Source organism: Fodinicola feengrottensis, from assembly GCF_039530045.1.
Taxonomy (GTDB): domain Bacteria; phylum Actinomycetota; class Actinomycetes; order Mycobacteriales; family HKI-0501; genus Fodinicola; species Fodinicola feengrottensis.
This window is the reverse complement of the sequence record NZ_BAAANY010000004.1, coordinates 54260-71881: the sequence shown is the minus strand read 5'-3', so window position 1 is coordinate 71881 and position 17622 is coordinate 54260. Positions and strand designations below refer to the sequence as shown.

The 17622-nt window shown below is 67.3% G+C and carries 15 protein-coding genes; 7 read left to right on the top strand and 8 right to left on the bottom strand.

Going from position 1 to position 17622, the window contains the following annotated elements; genetic code table 11:
- Window positions 1-23 precede the first annotated feature (23 nt).
- On the bottom strand, window positions 24-3137 hold the full coding sequence (locus ABD301_RS05945) for a BTAD domain-containing putative transcriptional regulator (protein WP_344307888.1): 3114 nt from the start codon (window positions 3135-3137) through the stop codon (window positions 24-26).
- 317 nt (window positions 3138-3454) lie between these two features.
- Here ABD301_RS05945 and ABD301_RS05940 point away from each other — a divergent pair, with 317 nt between their 5' ends.
- Window positions 3455-3784: a hypothetical protein gene (locus ABD301_RS05940; RefSeq protein ID WP_344307886.1), complete on the top strand. Its 330-nt coding sequence runs from the start codon at window positions 3455-3457 to the stop codon at window positions 3782-3784.
- 53 nt (window positions 3785-3837) lie between these two features.
- Here the strand turns inward: ABD301_RS05940 and ABD301_RS05935 are convergent, their stop codons facing one another.
- On the bottom strand, window positions 3838-4278 hold the full coding sequence (locus tag ABD301_RS05935; RefSeq protein WP_344307884.1) for a MarR family winged helix-turn-helix transcriptional regulator: 441 nt from the start codon (window positions 4276-4278) through the stop codon (window positions 3838-3840).
- Between the two features lie 68 nt (window positions 4279-4346).
- Here ABD301_RS05935 and ABD301_RS05930 point away from each other — a divergent pair, with 68 nt between their 5' ends.
- Both ABD301_RS05930 and ABD301_RS05925 read left to right on the top strand, forming a co-directional pair.
- Window positions 4347-4685: a hypothetical protein gene (locus ABD301_RS05930; RefSeq protein WP_163569756.1), complete on the top strand. Its 339-nt coding sequence runs from the start codon at window positions 4347-4349 to the stop codon at window positions 4683-4685.
- A 289-nt stretch (window positions 4686-4974) separates the two neighbouring features.
- Entirely contained in the window at window positions 4975-6429 is a 1455-nt protein-coding gene (locus tag ABD301_RS05925; protein ID WP_344307882.1) for an amino acid permease, read from the top strand.
- Between the two features lie 417 nt (window positions 6430-6846).
- On the opposite strand, the gene ABD301_RS05920 is transcribed toward ABD301_RS05925, so the two are convergent.
- Entirely contained in the window at window positions 6847-7506 is a 660-nt protein-coding gene (locus ABD301_RS05920) for a PhzF family phenazine biosynthesis protein (protein WP_344307880.1), read from the bottom strand.
- Between the two features lie 62 nt (window positions 7507-7568).
- Between ABD301_RS05920 and ABD301_RS05915 the strand changes: the two genes are divergently transcribed.
- Window positions 7569-10373: an ATP-binding protein gene (locus ABD301_RS05915; RefSeq protein WP_344307878.1), complete on the top strand. Its 2805-nt coding sequence runs from the start codon at window positions 7569-7571 to the stop codon at window positions 10371-10373.
- On the opposite strand, the gene ABD301_RS05910 is transcribed toward ABD301_RS05915, so the two are convergent.
- Both ABD301_RS05910 and ABD301_RS05905 read right to left on the bottom strand, forming a co-directional pair.
- The gene (locus ABD301_RS05910) at window positions 10355-10792 is read right to left on the bottom strand and encodes a VOC family protein (protein ID WP_344307876.1); all 438 of its coding nucleotides are present in this window, start codon (window positions 10790-10792) and stop codon (window positions 10355-10357) included. The two genes, ABD301_RS05915 and ABD301_RS05910, sit on opposite strands and share 19 nt — an antisense overlap.
- A 92-nt stretch (window positions 10793-10884) precedes the next feature.
- Window positions 10885-11316 carry a nuclear transport factor 2 family protein gene (locus ABD301_RS05905; RefSeq protein ID WP_279581268.1) on the bottom strand — a complete coding sequence of 144 codons (432 nt, stop codon included), beginning with the start codon at window positions 11314-11316 and terminating at the stop codon, window positions 10885-10887.
- Window positions 11317-11500: 184 nt separating this feature from the next.
- Here ABD301_RS05905 and ABD301_RS05900 point away from each other — a divergent pair, with 184 nt between their 5' ends.
- The gene (locus ABD301_RS05900; protein ID WP_344307873.1) at window positions 11501-12658 is read left to right on the top strand and encodes an acyl-CoA dehydrogenase family protein; all 1158 of its coding nucleotides are present in this window, start codon (window positions 11501-11503) and stop codon (window positions 12656-12658) included.
- A 64-nt stretch (window positions 12659-12722) separates the two neighbouring features.
- Here ABD301_RS05900 and ABD301_RS05895 read toward each other — a convergent pair whose 3' ends face one another.
- Together ABD301_RS05895 and ABD301_RS05890 are read right to left on the bottom strand one after the other, a co-directional pair.
- Window positions 12723-14825: a glutaminase family protein gene (locus ABD301_RS05895; protein ID WP_344307871.1), complete on the bottom strand. Its 2103-nt coding sequence runs from the start codon at window positions 14823-14825 to the stop codon at window positions 12723-12725.
- Window positions 14826-14966: 141 nt separating this feature from the next.
- Window positions 14967-15632, bottom strand: coding sequence for a MerR family transcriptional regulator (locus ABD301_RS05890; protein WP_344307869.1), 666 nt, complete (start codon window positions 15630-15632; stop codon window positions 14967-14969).
- A 66-nt stretch (window positions 15633-15698) separates the two neighbouring features.
- Here ABD301_RS05890 and ABD301_RS05885 point away from each other — a divergent pair, with 66 nt between their 5' ends.
- Both ABD301_RS05885 and ABD301_RS05880 read left to right on the top strand, forming a co-directional pair.
- Window positions 15699-16460, top strand: coding sequence for an MBOAT family protein (locus ABD301_RS05885; RefSeq protein ID WP_344307867.1), 762 nt, complete (start codon window positions 15699-15701; stop codon window positions 16458-16460).
- A complete protein-coding gene (locus ABD301_RS05880; RefSeq protein WP_344307865.1) occupies window positions 16457-16882 on the top strand; it encodes a hypothetical protein in 426 nt (141 codons plus the stop codon). Before ABD301_RS05885 ends, ABD301_RS05880 begins: the two co-directional genes overlap by 4 nt.
- 10 nt (window positions 16883-16892) lie before the next feature.
- Here ABD301_RS05880 and ABD301_RS05875 read toward each other — a convergent pair whose 3' ends face one another.
- Window positions 16893-17498, bottom strand: a complete 606-nt coding sequence (locus tag ABD301_RS05875) for a DUF6518 family protein (RefSeq protein WP_163569765.1) — start codon at window positions 17496-17498, stop codon at window positions 16893-16895.
- Window positions 17499-17622 lie beyond the last annotated feature (124 nt).

The following is a 17622-nucleotide window of genomic DNA, read 5'->3' as shown; positions in this document are numbered from 1 at the left end:
CCTTCACGCGGTCTTGGACGAATTCATAGCGTGCGGTGGTCGAAGGCGGCTGGCACGACGTCGATCTCGCACATTTTCGTGACGTACGCCCGATAGCGCTGGCGGGCTTGACCGTGCCGGCCGGCGGCGCTGAGAGCACGTACCAGGGTGAGGTGTGCCTGCTCGTCGAAGGCGTCGCGTTCAAGCGCCCGCAATGCGTACGTTTCAGCGGAGTCATAGTCGCCGGTGTGAACAGCGGCGCGGGCCAGGACCCGGACCAGCGAGAGGTATTTCGCCTTCAGCTGCTCGCGAACCGCCACCGCCCAGTCCTCGTAGCGGTCCTCCGCCAAGAAATCGCCGGTGTAAAGAGTCTCGGCCAGCACCAGCATGCGGACGGCGTCCGGGTCGTTGCGGTGGTACGCGGCCTGCGCGTCCCGTGCGGCGGCGAGGAAAACCTCAAAGTCGAGGGTGATATTTCTCAGCACGAAAGAGAACTTGTCGGCAGCCACGAAATGGCCGGGCGGAAAGTGCCGCTCCGGGTCGAAAACCGCGCGTACGGTGGAAAGTGCCACGGACAGCCGGTTCGCACATTTCGCTGGTGGTTCGTCCGGCCAGAGCTGGTCGATCAGCGTCTCCCTTGCGGCCGGCGCCCCGCGCCGGGCGAGCAGGATTTTCACCAGGTCGCGGGCCTTCCTGGACTGCCAGGCGTCAGCCGGCACAGGCTCGCCGGCGCGCAGCACCTGGAAGCCACCGAGCGTACGAATATGCAACGGCCCGGCCGGCGGTGCCGGCACGAATGCCAACAGGCCACCGGCGTCTGCCGTCTCTTTCACGCCATAGCCACGTAAAGCGGCGGTCGCCGCGGCCAGCACCGGCGGCGCGGCGCCGGTCGCCCTGGCCAGCGCCAGCGCTACCCGGGCGGCACCGATGCGGTGACCGGCGGCGGCCCAACAGTTCGCCGCCTGGCCGAGCAGGCGTACGCGCTCGTCCGCGTCGACGGCCGCGGCGGCCCGAAGCTCCAACACCTCAGCCAGTCCGCCACGGTCGACACCCATTCCGACCGCCGCCGCGGCGGCGGTCACCGCGACGGCCAGCCGGTGGGCGTCCCTTCCCACCAACGCGACCCAACCGGCGGCCAGCTGGGCACGCAGCCGGATCGGCCCCTCGGATTCGGCGAGGGCCTGGGTGACCAGGTCAGCGGCGATATCTGGTTCGGCCGTGGCCCGTACCCTCGCGAGCCCGCACAGCGCCAGCGCGGAGGTCTCGCGGTCACCGGAGTCGGCGGCGATCTGGGCCGTCTCTCGGTACGCGGCCGCGGCGAGCTCGAGGTCGCCGCGCTCGCGGTGCACCTCGGCGATGCCCAGCAGCGGTCGGGCCGTCGCCCGGCTGCCGCTGCGCTGATAGCTGTGCAGCGAGGCGCGGAAATCCTCGGCCGCGCCATCGAGCTGACCGAGACCGAGTTTGGCGAACCCCCGGTGATAAAGCGACGCGGTCAGCGCGCCATTCACCGTCCCGGCCCGGGACGTGAGACTGACCAGGTCGTCCAGTCGGGCGAGGCCAGCCGCGTACTGACCTCGCACGATGAGACTGCGGGCGTGATTCGCCTGTACGAACACGACATGCACGAGGTCACCCCAGCAGTGGGCGGCCTCCACCGCGGCTTCATGATGCTGATCGCAGTCGACGTCGTTGAGCATCCCGATCGCACTGTGCGCGGACGCGAGCGCGCCCGGGTCGCCGCACTCCCGGGCCAGCTCCAGCGCCCGGGTCGCTGCCTCTCTCGCCTCGACCGGCTCTTCCCGTACGACGTGCGCGAGCGCGGTCCAGGCCCACACCGCCGCCGCGTCCACGGTTTCCGCGTCGGAGAGGTCCGTGCGCTGGCACACCTCCAGCGCTTTGTTGTGCTCGCCGAGAAAACGGTGGATAGCGGCGATCCGCCAGGCCATCCGGGGATGCAGGCGGCCCTCCCGCTCGACGGCCCGGTACATGTATCGCAGCGCGCCTGGCCAGTCCCCCTGCGCGAACCGCGTTCGCCCCTCGATGCGTTCAATCTCGGGCGTACGTACGCGCGGAGGCAAACCGTCCAAAGCGGCCGCGATCGCGTCCGCGACCGGGCCGCTGATCACCGGCTTCGGCGGATGTTCGGTGAAGAAAGCGGCGGTCGCATCCGGATCGTCGAGCGCCGCGACGCACTCGATCGCCGACTTGTAGTCGTGGTGGTCGAAAAAGTAGTCGGCGGCGCGCCGGTGCAGTGCCGGGTGCGGCCGCGGCGACAGTGCCCGCACCACCAGACGGTGTACGAAGAGGCCGTCCGGACCTCGACGCAGGACGCCCAGGTCGGCCAGCGGGCGCAGTCGGCTGGCCAGCTCCGGCAGCCCGATCGCCGCACAGAGGGTCGGCGTGAGCCGCGGCAACCGCGCCACCTCGGCGAGCATCCGCCGGTCTGGACCGTCCAGAGCATCCACGACCTCGGCCTTGACCTGGTCCACCAGCGATTGTTGCGCTTCCATCGGATCGGCCTCGCGGTGCGCGAGCACCCATTCTCCGGCGGCGGCTGTCATCGCCGGCCAGCCCGCGGTGAGAAGGTGGAGGTCGGCGATCAGCGACTTCCCGGCAGCACCGAGTATCCACTCCAGCACCGCGGCGGTTTCGGCCTCGGTAAAGGCAAGGTCCACGGCTGTGACGCGGTGACAGCTGCCCAGCTGAAGGTCCCGGCGGGACGCGACCACCAGGCGCCAGTCAGGCGGCAGGTGCTCCCCGATCGCGCGCAGAAACGCCGTCGCGTCGGGTGACAGGTGATGGGCGTCGTCGACCACCAGCAACGCCGGCCCGCTCGCGCCGCACAAGGCACCGGCGACTTCCGACGCGCTCGTACGCTCCCAGTCCGCCGGCAGCAGCCGGCCGACGGCGTCGAACAGGCCGCGAACCAACGCCGGACGAACGGTCTCGGCCACCGGCCGGTATTCGTACGACGCAAACCAGAAAGGGACGCTGAGCATCGTCGCGAGCAGGCCCGACTTGCCGAACCCGGCGGCAGCTGTCACCGCCACCACCTGCTGGCCCGGGTCGTCCAACAGCCGCGCCACCAGCTCCGACCGGTCACAGGCCAACCGCGACCTCGATAACTCGGCGGTCACCGCCAGCGTCCCAGCGAACACATCGCGTCGATCTCCTGCCTGGGATCTTATGCACTTTTGTACTCAGATGACCTATTAGCATAGCGAACGAGTGGCCGACTCGGGCCCACTTCGGCGACCACCCAGGATCAGCGGCCGACAGCGGACAAGTTGTCTTGGACGGTGACCGTAGCGCGGTGAACTTGGCTCAGCTGGCGGCCGCTGCCGGACAAAGGTGATGAGGAATGTCACTTCCGACTGGCCCGAGCCAAATCTACGCTGAATCTCCCCCTGTGGCCGGATCCTGTTTCCAGTTACCGAAAGGGCCCTCTATCGCATTTCGATCGAAAGGATTTCCCTTGTTTCGTACGATAACAAGCCGGCTCGCGCTGGCTGGCGCGATCGCGGTCGGCACCCTGGCCATCGCCGCGGCGCCGGCGTCCGCCGCGACCGGCGCCGTCATTTTCATCAACAACAGCGGCGGATTCTCTGACGTCAACCCGACCGTGGGCTGCCATCAGGTGACCGGCAGCGGCGCCGACAGTGTGGTACGAGTTCTCAACAAAACCGGGTCGGAGATCGACCTGTTCTCCGACTCGGCCTGCTCGCCGGCGGCGGCCGGACCGGTGCTAGCCAAGACCGGCGACCAAGCCGAATACACGCCACATAGCTACTACGTGAAATCCTGACCAACCAGCACGTCAGCTGGCCGCCGGAATCGATGTGCGATTTCGGCGGCCAGTCAGGAAAAGTCCAACCCGTGCGCGGCGCCAAGCCGGGCCATCGAAGCCCGTACGGCCGCCTGCGCGCGATCGTCCAATCCGGACAGTAGGCCGCGATCGGCCTTCGCCGCGGCTCGTACGGCATGCCGGTGCAGGGACCGACCCTTGGTGGTCAGCTCCACCACCCGCCGCCGCCGGTCCCCCGGGTCGGCCACTCGGCGTACCGCGCCAAGGTCTTCCAACTCGTCGAGCATGTCCACCACGACGCTCGGCGTCACCCCCACCCGGTGGGCGATGTCCAGCTGCGACAGCGCCTGCCCGCGGGCCAGCTCCAGCACCGCGCAATGCCGCGGTTTGATGCCGACGGCGGCGAGTTCCGCGGCGAAGCCCGCGGTGGCGATCACGCCCAGCTTGCCGAACAGGAAGGTCAGGCTGGCGCCGACCGAGTCTGGTGTGGTCACGTACGCTATGCTAGCCTCACCATATGATTCGGCGACCGAATGATATGGCTCCCTCTTTAATGGTCCGGTTGTTCGTCTCGGTGGTCACCGTCGCCACCGTTGTGACCACCATGTTCCTGGTCATCGGCGGATTGCTGACAGCGGCTCGTACGACACTGGGCGACTACGACACGGTCCGGAACGTGGCGCTGTGCCTCGCGATGACCTGGCCGCTGCTGCGTCGCGCCTGGTATCCGCTCAGTCTCGTGCTGTGGATCGGCTTCGCGATCCAGCTCGGTGACACCGTGGTCGGTGCGCTGCACCACGAGGTCCCGGAGACTGTCGGCCCGCTCTGTTTCGCGGTCGCGCTGTTCCTGGCCGCGTACGGACTTTCGCGCTCAACCGCCGACGGCTCCGCTTCGATCTGAAACCTGCGCCATCGGTTGTTCTGCCGGCGAAATGACGCGGGCCAACGAAATTCTGGTCATCACCGTTGTCAGATAGCCCGGCTGGCCGTTGGCACTCGTTCGCGGACACTGAGATCGAGCCATTGAACTGACCGGAAACCTGAACGTACACACACTGGCCGGAACCGGCCAGTTTCACGCGGAGAACTGGTTTTGGGGAACCCCCCGCGTGGCTGGGGTAGCGCTGGGATCGCAGAATGTCTCCCATGTCGGGAACCAGCACACCATCGAGTAAGGAACCCACGGCCCAATGACGCAGCGCGCAGAAACCACGGGGGAAGAAGAATTCCAGTCCAGGACGGACCTCGCGGTCTTCGAGGATGAGGGATACAAGAAAGGCCTCGGCAACCGCCAGGTCCAGATGATCGCCATCGGCGGCGCGATCGGCAGCGGGCTCTTTCTCGGCGCCGGCGGTCGACTGCACAGCGCCGGCCCCGCCCTGATGATCGTGTACGCGGTTGCCGGTGCGATCGCGTTCCTGGTCGTCCGGGCCATGGGCGAGATGGTGATGCACCGGCCCACGTCGGGCTCCTTCGTCTCGTACTCCCGGGAATTCATCGGCGAGAAATCGGCCTACTTCGCCGGCTGGATGTATTTCCTGAACTGGGCCTGTAGCGGCATGGGCGACGTGACGGCGGCAGCCGTCTACGTGAGGTTCTTCGCGCCCGACGTTCCACAGTGGATTCCGGCGCTGATCGCGCTGGGCGTGGTGCTCGCGGTCAACCTGGTCTCGGTCAAGGTCTTCGGCGAGTTGGAGTTCTGGTTCGCCGCGATCAAGGTCGCGGCGCTGGTGATCTTCATGATCATCGCCATCGTGACGCTGGTCAGCCGTACGCACGTGGACGGCTACACCACCGGCCCGCAGCTGATTTTCCAGAACGGCGGCTTCTTCCCGGCCGGATTCCTCGCCGTCCTGATGATTCTGCAGGGCGTGGTCTTCGCGTACGCCGGCGTGGAAATGGTCGGCGTCGCGGCCGGCGAGACCGACAACCCGCGCAAGGTCATCCCGAAGGCCGTCAACTCGGTCGGTTGGCGGATCGCGGTCTTCTACGTCGGTTCGGTGCTGCTGCTGGTGATGCTGCTGCCGTCCTTCGTGTACCAGTCCGGGCAGAGCCCGTTCGTCACGCTGCTGTCCAAGATCGGCGTGCCCGGCGCCGCGGCGGTGATGAACCTGGTGGTGCTCACCGCCGCGCTGTCCAGCGTGAACTCCGGCCTCTACACCACCGGCCGGGTGCTGCGTTCGCTCGCGTTCAACGGCTCCGCGCCGCGCATGCTGTCCCGGATGAGCAAGTCCGGCGTGCCGTACGCGGGCATCCTGCTGACCGCTTCGATCTACCTGATCGGCGTCGCCCTCAACGCGTTTCTTCCGCACGACGCCTTCGAAATCGTCACCGAGCTCTCCGCGGTGGGCACCATCGGCATGTGGTCGATGATCATGATCTCGCACTTGGCGATGCAGCGGGCGGTGGCCGATGGCCGGATCGTACGACAGGAATTCCGGCTGCCCGGCGCGCCCTACACGAACTACATCACCCTCGCGTTCCTCGCGCTCGTCCTCGCGATGACGTGGTTCAACGGGTCCACCGGCAAGATCGTCATCTACTGCATCCCACTGATCGTGGTGGCGCTGATCGTCGGCTGGTACGCGGCGCGCGGCAACGTGGCGCGCATCAAGGAACACGGGTTCGGCAAGCTCCCGCACTAAAACCACCCGGTCGGGGCCACGTTTTGGTGGCCTCGACCGGTTTTTCTTTCTCGACCCGGTCGGTGATCTGCGGGGTGGCGATCGTACGCAGGGTGACTTCGGTGAAGTGTGGGTGTCGACAGCCGGCAGTCCACAGTGGACAGACACGGACGGCCACAATTCCGCTGGTGAAACTGCTCAAGATTCACAACAGCAACACCCGCGTCCCATCTGGTGGGATCGCAGGCCCATCAATCGGGAAGCTGCCGCCGGGTACGGGCCACTCCAGCCCCTAAAGTCCCAGAAACCTCAGGAGTCACAAAGTTTTCGTCTACGCGCGTCCTCAAACCCACCCCCCACCCGATCTGGGTGGGGGCTAATTTAGACAGGGGGGTACGACAGTTTCGCGCCGTAGCAGGTATTCGGTGGGGTCCAGGTTCAGGCGTACGAGACTCGGCCGCCGACGGCTACCCAGCCGTCCGGCTGGGCCTGGGTCAGGATCTGCGATCCGACACCTTGCCACACGTCCAACGCGCGCCCAAGGTGATGGGTGAGGACCACCGCGGCCGCTCCGGTGGCCTCGTCCTCGACGATGCCGTCGCCGCGGCGCGGGAACGCCCGGGTCCGGACCGTACCGGCCGCCTCATCCCGCCAAGCCCACGCGTACAACCATCCGGTGCACTCCGGCGGCGCCGGCAGCGCCTCGACAGCGGCCCCCGAGTCGTACTGCTCCGGATGCCGTCCAGCGGCCCAGTCAACGTGCCCGCGAATCCAGGTGAAGTCACCTTCCACCCAAGTCGGCACCGGACCGGCCGGCGGATACAGCGCCGCCGGGGCGACTCCTGCGCGGGCGAGCAACCACGCCGCACCCACCAGTGGGTGCCCGGCGAATGGCAGCCGGACGCTCGGCGTGTAGATGTCTACCGCACCTTTTTCGGCATCATCCACGAAAACTGTCTCGCTGTAGCCGAGTTCCTTAGCCATCGCCTGCCGATCGTGCTGCCCAGGAACCGATGCGCCGTCCTGGACAACGCCCAACTTGTTGCCACCACCGCCGTCTGGACCGCAAAACACTTTAAGCACCACGACCTGCGTCATGATCCCATCGTACGATTGGACAGTTCCATAAGCAGTCCTCACAAGGTGGTTACAGTGAGGCGGTGACGATCAGCCGCGGCGAGCCAGGTGAGCGCCGCTTGGTGGGGCGCCACGCGGAGCGGGCGGCACTGTTGGAATCTCTCGACGCGGCCCAGGCCAGTAGCGGGCGGACCGTGCTGCTGCGCGGCGAAGCGGGCATCGGCAAGTCCCGGCTGGCCGCCGACGCGCTCGCGGTCGCCGCGAAGCGCGGGTTCGCGGTGCTCCAGGCCCGGGCGCATCCGCTGCGGGCAGGGCTCGCGTACGCACCGATCGTCGAGGCGGTACGCCCGCGGCTCGGCGCGATGGCGCGCGCCGAGGCCGCGCAGTTGCTGGCCGGACTCGATGACCTCGGGCGGCTGCTCGTCCATCCCGCGCTCACCGTCCCGGAGCCGGCCACCGACCCGGAGATGGCCAGGGCGCGGATGTTCGAAGCGGTTGCCCAGCTGGTCGAGCGGATCGCCGATCGGCGGCCAACCGTGCTTTTCGTTGACGACCTGCACTGGGCCGACCGCGGCTCGGTGGAGTTGCTGCACTACCTCGGGCGCAAGACGGCCGGCCTGCGGCTGCTGGTGCTGGGCAGCTATCGCGGCGACGAGATGAGCGACGGGCTTCGGGAGCTGGCCACCGGCGTACGCGACAACGGCCACGAGCTCGCGTTGGCGCCATTGGCCGACGCCGCGGTCGCCGAACTGACCACCGACCTGCTCGGCGCCACTCCGCCCGCCGAGCTGCTCCAAGCGGTCACCGAACGCGCCAAGGGAGTGCCGCTTTTCGTTGCCGCACTGGTGAAAACCGGCGGTGACGCGGCGCTGGAATCCGGTCAGCTGCCTGTCATCGTACGAGACGTGGTGCTCGATCGGTTGCGTCGATTGCGGGCACCTGAGCGTCGACTGCTGGAGGTCATCGCGGTCGCCGGTGACGACGGCACCGCTGGGGTGATCGAGAAGGCCTGGGCATCGACCGGAAATTTCCAGGCAACACTGGGAAACCTACTGACCGATGGCTTGGTGGTGCAGGACGCGCAGTCCTATCGGGCGGCTCATCCGCTCTACGCCGAGGTGGCCTACGCGGAACTGACCGTACGGGAGCGGCGCGCCATGCACGCGGCTCTGGCCGCGGCCCTGGACGCCGTACGGCCCGACGATGTGCTCGCGCTGGCGCCGCATTACCTGGGCGCCGGTGACCTGATCGCGTCCGACCGGGCCACCGAGGTGCTCGCCGCGGCCGGCTGGCGAGCCATTCACGTGCAGGCCTTCGAAGAGGCGATCCGCTATCTGACGATCGCCGTCGCCGAGGCGCGTGAGCTCGGCCGCGACGACCTGGCGGCCGAGCAGTTGTACGGGCTGTGCTGGGCGAACCTCGGGCTGGGCCGGGTCGACGACACCATCGCGGCCAGCCTGGAAAGCATCGCGTTGATCGAGCGAGGCGCCCCGGACCACCGGTTGACGTGGCTGCGGGTGGTACGGGTGGTTTTGGAGTCGGAGCGCGGAAACCTTGCGGCGGCGGGCCAGTTTCTGCCCGCCGTCACGCAGCCTGGCGGGTCGATCGCCGACCTGTTGGCCCACCTGACCTTCACCATGCGGCTCGGCGACACCGCCGGCATGCGAAGGCTTTCCGGCCAGCTGATCGCCGCCGCCGAACGCGACCCGACCGCACCGACCGCACGCCACCTTGGCCACGAGATCGCCTTGCTGCTCAAGGGCGATTTCGCCGCCGCGAGGGAGCAGGCGCAGCGTGCGGTGGACGCCCATCAACCCGGTGGGCCAGGCGCGGACATCATGCACAACCGGGCCCTGCGTGAACTCATCGGACTCTGCGCACTCGCTGGCGACACCGAGACCGCCATGAGTACGGCCCTCCTGCATCGCCGATACGTCTCCGAATACGGGATGTTGTTGGGCGTCTGCGGTTCCGACCATTCGATCGGCATCGTGCGCTACCTGACCGGCGACCTGGCGGCCGCGCTGGCCGCGGTCGAGACCGGGCTCGGCATCGCCCGGCCGGCCGGTGCGCCCCGGTCACTGGCCCGTTTGTTGCTATGTAAGGCTTTCCTGCTGGCCGAGCGGAGCAGGCTGCGGGAAGCCACCAGGTGCACGGCCGAGGCGGCCGGCGCGACTTCCGGGGATTTCACGGACGATGTCGGACTGCGGGCGCTCACCGAATTGGCGAACCTCGCGATCGCGGTGAACGGCGCGAGCGTACGGCGGACGACTTCCCCAGTCGCGGCGGTCGTGGCGTACGAACCCATCGCATCCTGCTTGATGTTGCTGTTCCAGGGAAGAGCCGCGATCCTTGCCGGCAATCGCGAGCAGGCCAGCGAAGTGATCTCGCAGCTACGGGATATCGGCCGTACGGCACCATTTTCGATCGCCCTCGCCGACCGGGTCGAAGGACTGACACTCGGCTCCGGACGACTGCTCGAGTCGGCCGCCACCCAGCTGGAAAGCATGGGCATGGCCGTACTGGCAGCCCAGACTCGGCTGGAGTTCCTCGAGCAGGACGGCGACGCCGAGCCTGACCACGTGTCCACCTGCCTGGCCATCTTCGAAAAAGCCGAGATGACCGGCTGGGCGGACCGAGCCCGGCGACTGGCTCGGTCGTCCGGCGTCGCGCTGTCGGCGGGCCGCAAATCTGGGCCGCTCACCAAACGCGAACACCAGGTGGTCGAGCTGGTGAGCGAGGGACTGTCCAATGCGGACATCGCGGCCCGGCTTTTTCTCAGCGAACGCACTGTCGAAGCGCACCTCCGCAGCTGCTATGCACGCCTCGGCCTGTCTTCGCGGGTCGCGCTGGCAAAATGGGCGGACGATCAGACCATGCGAGCGTAGCCAGGCTTGTCCGTGTGGTCCTGCGCGTCCTGATCGCTGGTGCTGTAAAGCCGGATCTCGGTGCCGTCCGGGTCCCGGAAAATCACCCGCCAACCTCTCGTCCCGTCGATCACCCCGGAGTGCTCGACGCCAAGCTCAGTCAACCTGGCCGCCCACTCGTCAGCCGCGGCCCGATCGGCGATCGAGAAGCACACCGGGTCGAAGCCGGCCGCCGCCCCCGCCGCCGCGGCCGGGTTCTCCTGCAGGGAAATCGGCACCGCGAGCCCTTCAACGAACCCACCGACGCCTTTGACCACCCCGTGCTCATCCGGAAAGTCGAACGCCACCCGGTAGCCGAGCACCCGCTCGTACCATTCACGACTGATGGCCAGGTCGCTGACCGGATATTTGACGTGGTGGATCCCGGTAAGCACGGGCATGGTTCGGACCTCCTGGAGTTTCCCGCCACCGTACGAGAACCTCGGCCGGCTTGCCAGCGGAGCTGCGCGATGGTGAATCCACCGCGCCCCTTTCAGGCGCCAGCCGAGCAGGCGGCGGCGATCGCGGCCGTGTCCCAGTAGAACGGCCGAACTCCGGCGATGCGCTCATCCCGGACCGTGATCGTCTGCAAGATCGGAAATTCCAACTCCCGCCCGGTGGCACGCGCCCGGGCCTGGACCTGGGTCAGCACCACAAGGGGATCCGCGGTGGCCAGATACGCCTGCTCCACCATCTCGAACGCCTCCCACGCCTGGCTCATCGCGACGAAGAACCGCTCCATTCCATCGTGACCACGCCACGTGCCGCCGTACGGAAGCGCCGCCGCTTGGTGCAACACCACATCGGGCGCGAAGTACGGCGCGAGCGGGGCAAAACTCGCCTTGCCCGGACCGCCAGCCGCCAAGTACTCCCCTTCCGCCGCGTACATGCTTTCCAGTACGGACAGATCAGTTTTCGTTCTCATGACCCCAGCATCGCCGTCCACAGTGGACAAAGCTGGCGGGAATCCGACTTGCAGTTCGCTCGTACAGCCGACGGGTGACTCAGTCCACAGCCAGCTGAGCGCTCGCGCCATTGACCCGCCTGACCCGCGGGCACAGAATCGGCCGTACAGATGGTTGCGCGACCAGCCCGCTGGAGGACAGCTCGTGAGCACGCTGAGCCCGGAAGAGCAACAGATTGTCGACGTCGTCCGCGATTTCGTCGACCGGGAGGTGCGCCCGGTCGCCCGCGAGCTCGAGCACGCCAACGAATACCCGGAAAAACTCATCGAACAAATGAAGTCGTTGGGCATTTTCGGGCTCGCGATCCCGGGTCCGTACGGCGAGGCCGCTGTCTCCACGCCGTGTTACGTACGAGTCACCGAACAACTCGCTCGCGGCTGGATGAGCCTCGCCGGTGCCATGGGCGGGCACACCGTGGTCGCCAAGTTGATTCTCACTTTCGGTACGGAGGAACAGAAGCAACGATGGCTGCCGCGGATGGCGACCGGGCAGGTACGAGCCACCATGGCACTGACCGAGCCGGGCGGCGGCTCCGACCTGCAGGCACTGACCACGGTGGCCCGCAAGGAGACCGGCAGTTATGTCATCAATGGCGCCAAAACGTGGATCACCAACGCCCGGCGCTCCGGTCTTGTCGCGCTGCTGGTGAAAACAGACCCGGCGGCGGAACCAGCACACCGCGGGATCAGCATCCTGCTGGTCGAACACGGCCCGGGGCTCACTGTTTCCCGCGATCTTCCCAAGCTGGGCTACAAAGGCGTGGAGAGCTGTGAACTCGCCTTCACCGACTTCCGGACGCCGCTGGACAGCCTGCTGGGCGAGGGCGAGGGCGAGGGTTTCGCGCAAATGATGAAAGGCCTGGAAATCGGCCGCATCCAGGTGGCTTCCCGCGCCCTGGGCGTCGGGCACGCGGCGCTCGACGACGCGCTGCGGTACGCGCAGGAAAGGGAGACTTTCGGCAAACCGATCTGGCGCCACCAGTCCATCGGCAACTACCTCGCCGACATGGCCACCAGCCTCACCGCCGCCCGCCAGCTCGTCCTGATGGCCGCCGAACGGTACGACTCCGGGCAACGCTGCGACCTGGAGGCCGGCATGGCCAAACTGTTCGCGTCCGAAACCGCCATGTCGATCGCGCTCAACGCCGTACGCATCCATGGCGGCTACGGCTATTCCACCGAGTTCGACGTCGAGCGCTACCTGCGCGACGCGCCGCTGATGATCGTCGGCGAAGGCACCAACGAAATCCAGCGCAACGTCATCGCCGCGCAGCTCATCGCCCGCGGTGGCCCACCAGAGTGATCGGACAGGCGATGTGACGCTGCTCGGCCGCCGAGCAACTCATTTCCCATAATTGATCAGCGACTCAGCGCGGCAAGGTCAGCAATGCGAAGACACCGCCAATCACTGGCCGGGCCTGGAATCCTTGCTGGCGACCGGAAAGCGTGTCGTACCAGTCGGTGAAGGGCACTCTGTTCGGGGTGGTGTTGGCGAAGTTGTAAACGTCCGTGATCAGCGCGTCCCGGATAGCGGCGTTGCGGTGCTGCCAGGCGGCGGTCCACAACTCCCAGTCGGTTTTGGTGTACGAATGCCGTAGATCCAGCGGCACGCCGTATTGGTTGCGGTGCGCCAAATACCAGGCGGCCTCGTGATCGGCGACCGTGGAGGAGATCAACCCGAGGCCCAGCAGTTGGTCTGGATAGCCGTTGTATTTCTGGCTCCAGGTGTTCGGCTGGTCGTACGCGAGCCGCAAATGCGCGCCGTCCTGCCCCATCGTCGCCCATTGTCCGATGTAGTCACGGGCGGTGCTGAGATAGTGCGTCGCATCGGCCGCGTTCTGAGCTGCGGTGCTGATCCGGCTCATCGCACCAACGCCGACAATGCCCTTCAGTGCCAGGTTCACGCTGTGCGCGATCCAGCCGGTGAAGTCGTCGGTTTGGTTCTGTAGGCCGGGATCCAGCGCGTTGCCGACCAGGTAATCGGCCCAGCGCTTGAGAATGGGATAGTGCGCGGCAGCGAACGTCTTCGCGTCCGCGGCAGTGAGTCGGGCGAGGTAGCCGGCGGTCATGATCAACATGTTCGCCGACTCCTCGACCGGCATGTCCTCCTCCTGCCCGTCGTTGTGGCCGGCCGCGTCGGGATAGTGCGAGCCGAGATCGTGCTCGGCGTAGTCCTTCGGCCAGCCGCCGTTCTCCGCGTAGTCCAGCAGCGGCGCGAGCAGCAGGCCGAGGCGTTGCGGGTCCAGATAAAGGAAAATCGGCATGCCGGGGTACGTGACGTCCACAGTGGACACGTTGCCGTCGCTGGAGATCTCCTTCAGGAAGGCCCACGGCTTCCCATCGCGTACGACCAACTCGGTGCCGCCGTACGCCTGCCGAACCGCCAACGCGCACAGCGCCGCGTACTTGTCCCCGCCCACCGCCCGCGCGTCCGCGGTCACCTTGTTGTCCAATGTGGACGCTCGGCCGCTGGCGGCGACGAAGTCGGTGTGGAACGCGGCCACCATGTCCTGCCAGGAAGGCCAGTACGAGGTCCACAGCGGCTGCAGCGGCGCGCCGAGATAGCGCATCGCCGGCTGGCGTACGTGCCCGATGGACACCACGAACGGGTCGGTGGCGGCGCTTACCCGGCCGAAGTCGAGGTTGAGCCCGAGCACCGGCCAGTGGTCGCCAATCGCGCGCGGCTGGTTCGGGTCGGTAGTGCCGGCCAGCTTCCCGGCCTGCACCGCGGCCGCCCGCACCACTTGGTCCTCACCAATTTGCCAGGTCAGGCCGCTGCGCTCGGGCGTACTCCAGACGACGGTCCCCCAGGACGCCATGTCACCGTTCTCGGCCAGCACTGACGGAGCCGAGGGCGTGACGGTCAACGACCGTACGCCGGAGGTGCTCGCCGACGCCCAGCCGACCTTGGTCCCGCTGTCGCCGTGCGCCCACTCCGCCGAGACATCGATGTAAACGCTCACCGCGTGCGCCTTGCCGTCCGCGCTGGACGCCCGCATCGACAGGTACGACAGCGGGGCGGACTGTCGCCGCAGGTCGCCCGGCTCGATCGGCGACAGGAACGTGACGACCAGCTCGACTCCGCCACCGGTCAGAGTGAAGGTGGACCGGGTCGCGGTGGTGACGAGTGAGATCTGTGACATGCCTTGCGACACCGGCGCGGCGTCCACCGCGGGCGCGCCCATAAAGACGTAGGGCACGCCGTCGATCCGGACGATGCCGGTCATCGCGGTGGTCCGGCCGGTCCAGAAGGACGGCCAGGTGCCGGGCAGCGAGTCCGAAGCGAGCCAGGTGCTCAGGTACGGCGACCGAACGGCCAGCGGGGTAGCCGGCGGGCGAATCGGCTCGAACGTCGACAGCCGATTCTGTCCGCGACCAGGTTGCGCGAACGCCGTTCCGCCGAGCACCGGCACAGCCGCGGCGGACAGCCCCGCGATCGAACCGGCCCGCAGGATATTGCGCCTCGACATCCCACCAGAGGTCTTCCGATGCCGCCCCAACTCGCCCATGAGCGCCTCCCGTCCAGGTGCCACAACACGGCCGATTGCAGCCTATTGGCGCCCAAGGCGGGATTTGCCATCACAACTGTGACCAGGACCGGTCACCTTCGGTCACTCGCCAGCCCACCGGGCGGCCGCCTGGTCCAGGGCGCGTTCTAGGGCCTCGCGTACGGCGTCACCGGCCAGCGCCCGGAAGCGGGTCACCGCGGCGGTCAGCTCGGCTGGCCGATCTCCGGCCACATACCGCGCGAACAGGGCGACATACCGATCGGCGATCCGGGACACGTCGGCCGTGAGCGCTTCGAATTCGTCCAGCGCCACCGCTGGCGGGACGCCGTGTTCGGCGAGCGTGAGTCCGACCTCGAGGAAGGTCGGGCTCGGGGCTCGTACGCTTGAACCGTCCGGCGCTACCTCCATAAGACCGAGGTCCACGGCCCGGGTAATCACCGCCGGGTCAATTTCTCCGTCCGGGAACAGCGCCAGGAACCGAGCTGGATCGAGCTCGGCCGCCGGCCGCCCCTGGGCGATGCCGAGGAGCTCGTCCAGATGGGCACCGCGCCGGTGGCCGTCGAAGAGCTCCTTGATCGCGGCCAGCGAGTATCCCCGCCGCTGCAACGATCCAATGGCCTGCAACCGCTCGACATGAGCGCTTGAGTAGTAGCCGACCCGGCCCCGCACCTCGGGCGGATCGAGCAGGCCTTTCGACTGGTAGAGCCGCAGGGTCGACGTTTTCGTACCGGTCTGGTGCGCCAGTTCGTCGATGGTCAGGTCAGGCACCCGGCTCACTCTATGCCGCCCGCCACTATTACACCAGTCAGAACCTCTCTAGTGTTTACTAGCTAGGTGACTACTAGTGCCGTACGCCTGATCGTCATCATCTTGACGCTGTACGTGGCCTGCAAGATTGCGGTCCTGTGGCGCGGTCCGCGCCCCACCGGCGGCTCGCTGTGCGTGTATCTGCTGTGGCCGGGCATGGACACCCGCCCGTTCCTGCGCCGATCGCCGCACCGCGGCTGGCCGTGGCTGGGGCGCGGACTGATCGGGCTGGGCCTCGGCGTCGCCGGCACGGTCGCCCTTCGCTGGGCGGCCCCGCACCTGGGCCGGTACGCCGTCGGCTGGCTGGGTGTCGCGGTCTTCCTCACCGCCGTCCATCTGGGGTTCGCCGACCTGCTGAGCGGCGGCCTGCGACGAGCCGGTTATCCGGTCCGGCGACTGTTCCGCGACCCGCTACGGAGCCGGTCACTGGCTGAGTTCTGGTCCCGCCGCTGGAATCTGGCGTACGTCGAACTCACCAGGATGCTGTTTCTCCCACCGCTGCGCCGCTGGCTGGGCCGCGTCGCCGTACCAGCCGCGTTCCTGCTTTCCGGTGTCCTGCACGAACTCGCGATCAGCGTGCCGGTCAACGCCTGGTACGGCGGACCGCTCGCGTACTTCGGTTTGCACGCGGTCCTCACCACGGCCGAGTCCCGGCTGCGGATCCACCGCTGGCCGGTCGCGCTGGCCCGGCTGTGGACCTGGCTGGCGATCCTCGCGCCGCTGCCGCTGCTGTTCCACACGCCCTTTCGCGAAGCCCTCGTCACCCCACTTTTCTGGAGCGGATCATGAACCTGATCTTCGACATCGCCCTCTGGCTCGCCACCGCCGGCCAGATCGGCCTGCTGATCGTCAGCGTCAGCGTGCCTCGGGTACTGAACTGGCGTACCGAGTTGCCCAAACTTTCCCCGATCAACGGCAAACTCATGTGGATTTACGGCGGGTACGTGGTTTTCACGTACCTCGCGTTCAGCGTGCTCACCGTCGTGTTGCACAGCGACCTGCTGCGCGGCGACCGCTCGGCCACCGCGCTCGCGGTGTTCATCGGCCTTTACTGGCTGATCAGGTTGCTGGTCGACCCGTGGATGGGATCGGGGCACTGGCCGACCGGCCGACTGTTCGGGCTCGCCCATGTCGCGCTCAACCTGGTGTTCGCGTTTTTCGCCGCCACTTACCTCATCCTGGCCGGCTGGCACCTTTTTGGTCTCTCGTAGGGCATCGGCGTCAAACAACCAGGGCGGTCGCCCCGTACACGGCGGTGATCACCAGCCCCACGACGACAAACCCGACACAGCCGGCGAGCCACTGAGCCGCCGTACGACCCATCCTTATCGCGCCGACCACTCCACACGCGGCTCCCAACACCATCGAGCCGATCCCGTACCAGAACAGTTCGGGCTGGCCGACGAAAAACGCGAGGTGTGCGCCTTCGCCAAGCAGGATGCCGGCTGGTACGGCGAGGCCGGCCAATCGCCACCACGGCGACTCACCGCGAAGCAATCCGGCGGCGAGGCCACCGATCGCGCCGAACACCACCGCCGCCACCAGCCAGAACCCGATAGCCGCAAAGGAGACATCGAACCCGCGCAACACGGTCGTCAGGTAATAGCCGGCCACCTCGCCGGCCAGGACAAACACGCCCAAGGCGACCGCCTCCCAGCCCGTACGGCGAAACAGGTAGGCAACCAGGATCCCGGCGAGCGCCCAGGGCGCGCCGGAGTTCGCCAGCGGGCTGACCGCGGCCGGCAGCACGGTCTGCAGGAGGGACGTCGCGATCCCCAGCAACAGCCCGATGACAACCGCGATCGCCGATCGCAACAGGATCTTCATGCCGCGAACGTAACGGTTCTGTCCTTTTCGTTACATTCGCGGCGGTGGCTTGTCGTGGTATGCTCGACCGTCTGACTGCCATCAAACAGGCAAGCAGGAGCTAGCCCCGATGATTCATACGGTA

Bases quoted from the DNA above. Each gene is read 5' to 3' on its own strand.
- ABD301_RS05895 (WP_344307871.1), bottom strand. From the start codon at position 14,825: ATGTCGAGGCGCAATATCCTGCGGGCCGGTTCGATCGCGGGGCTGTCC.
- ABD301_RS05875 (WP_163569765.1), bottom strand. From the start codon at position 17,498: ATGAAGATCCTGTTGCGATCGGCGATCGCGGTTGTCATCGGGCTGTTG.
- ABD301_RS05880 (WP_344307865.1), top strand. From the start codon at position 16,457: ATGAACCTGATCTTCGACATCGCCCTCTGGCTCGCCACCGCCGGCCAG.
- ABD301_RS05905 (WP_279581268.1), bottom strand. From the start codon at position 11,316: ATGAGAACGAAAACTGATCTGTCCGTACTGGAAAGCATGTACGCGGCG.
- ABD301_RS05925 (WP_344307882.1), top strand. From the start codon at position 4,975: ATGACGCAGCGCGCAGAAACCACGGGGGAAGAAGAATTCCAGTCCAGG.
- ABD301_RS05920 (WP_344307880.1), bottom strand. From the start codon at position 7,506: ATGACGCAGGTCGTGGTGCTTAAAGTGTTTTGCGGTCCAGACGGCGGT.
- ABD301_RS05910 (WP_344307876.1), bottom strand. From the start codon at position 10,792: ATGCCCGTGCTTACCGGGATCCACCACGTCAAATATCCGGTCAGCGAC.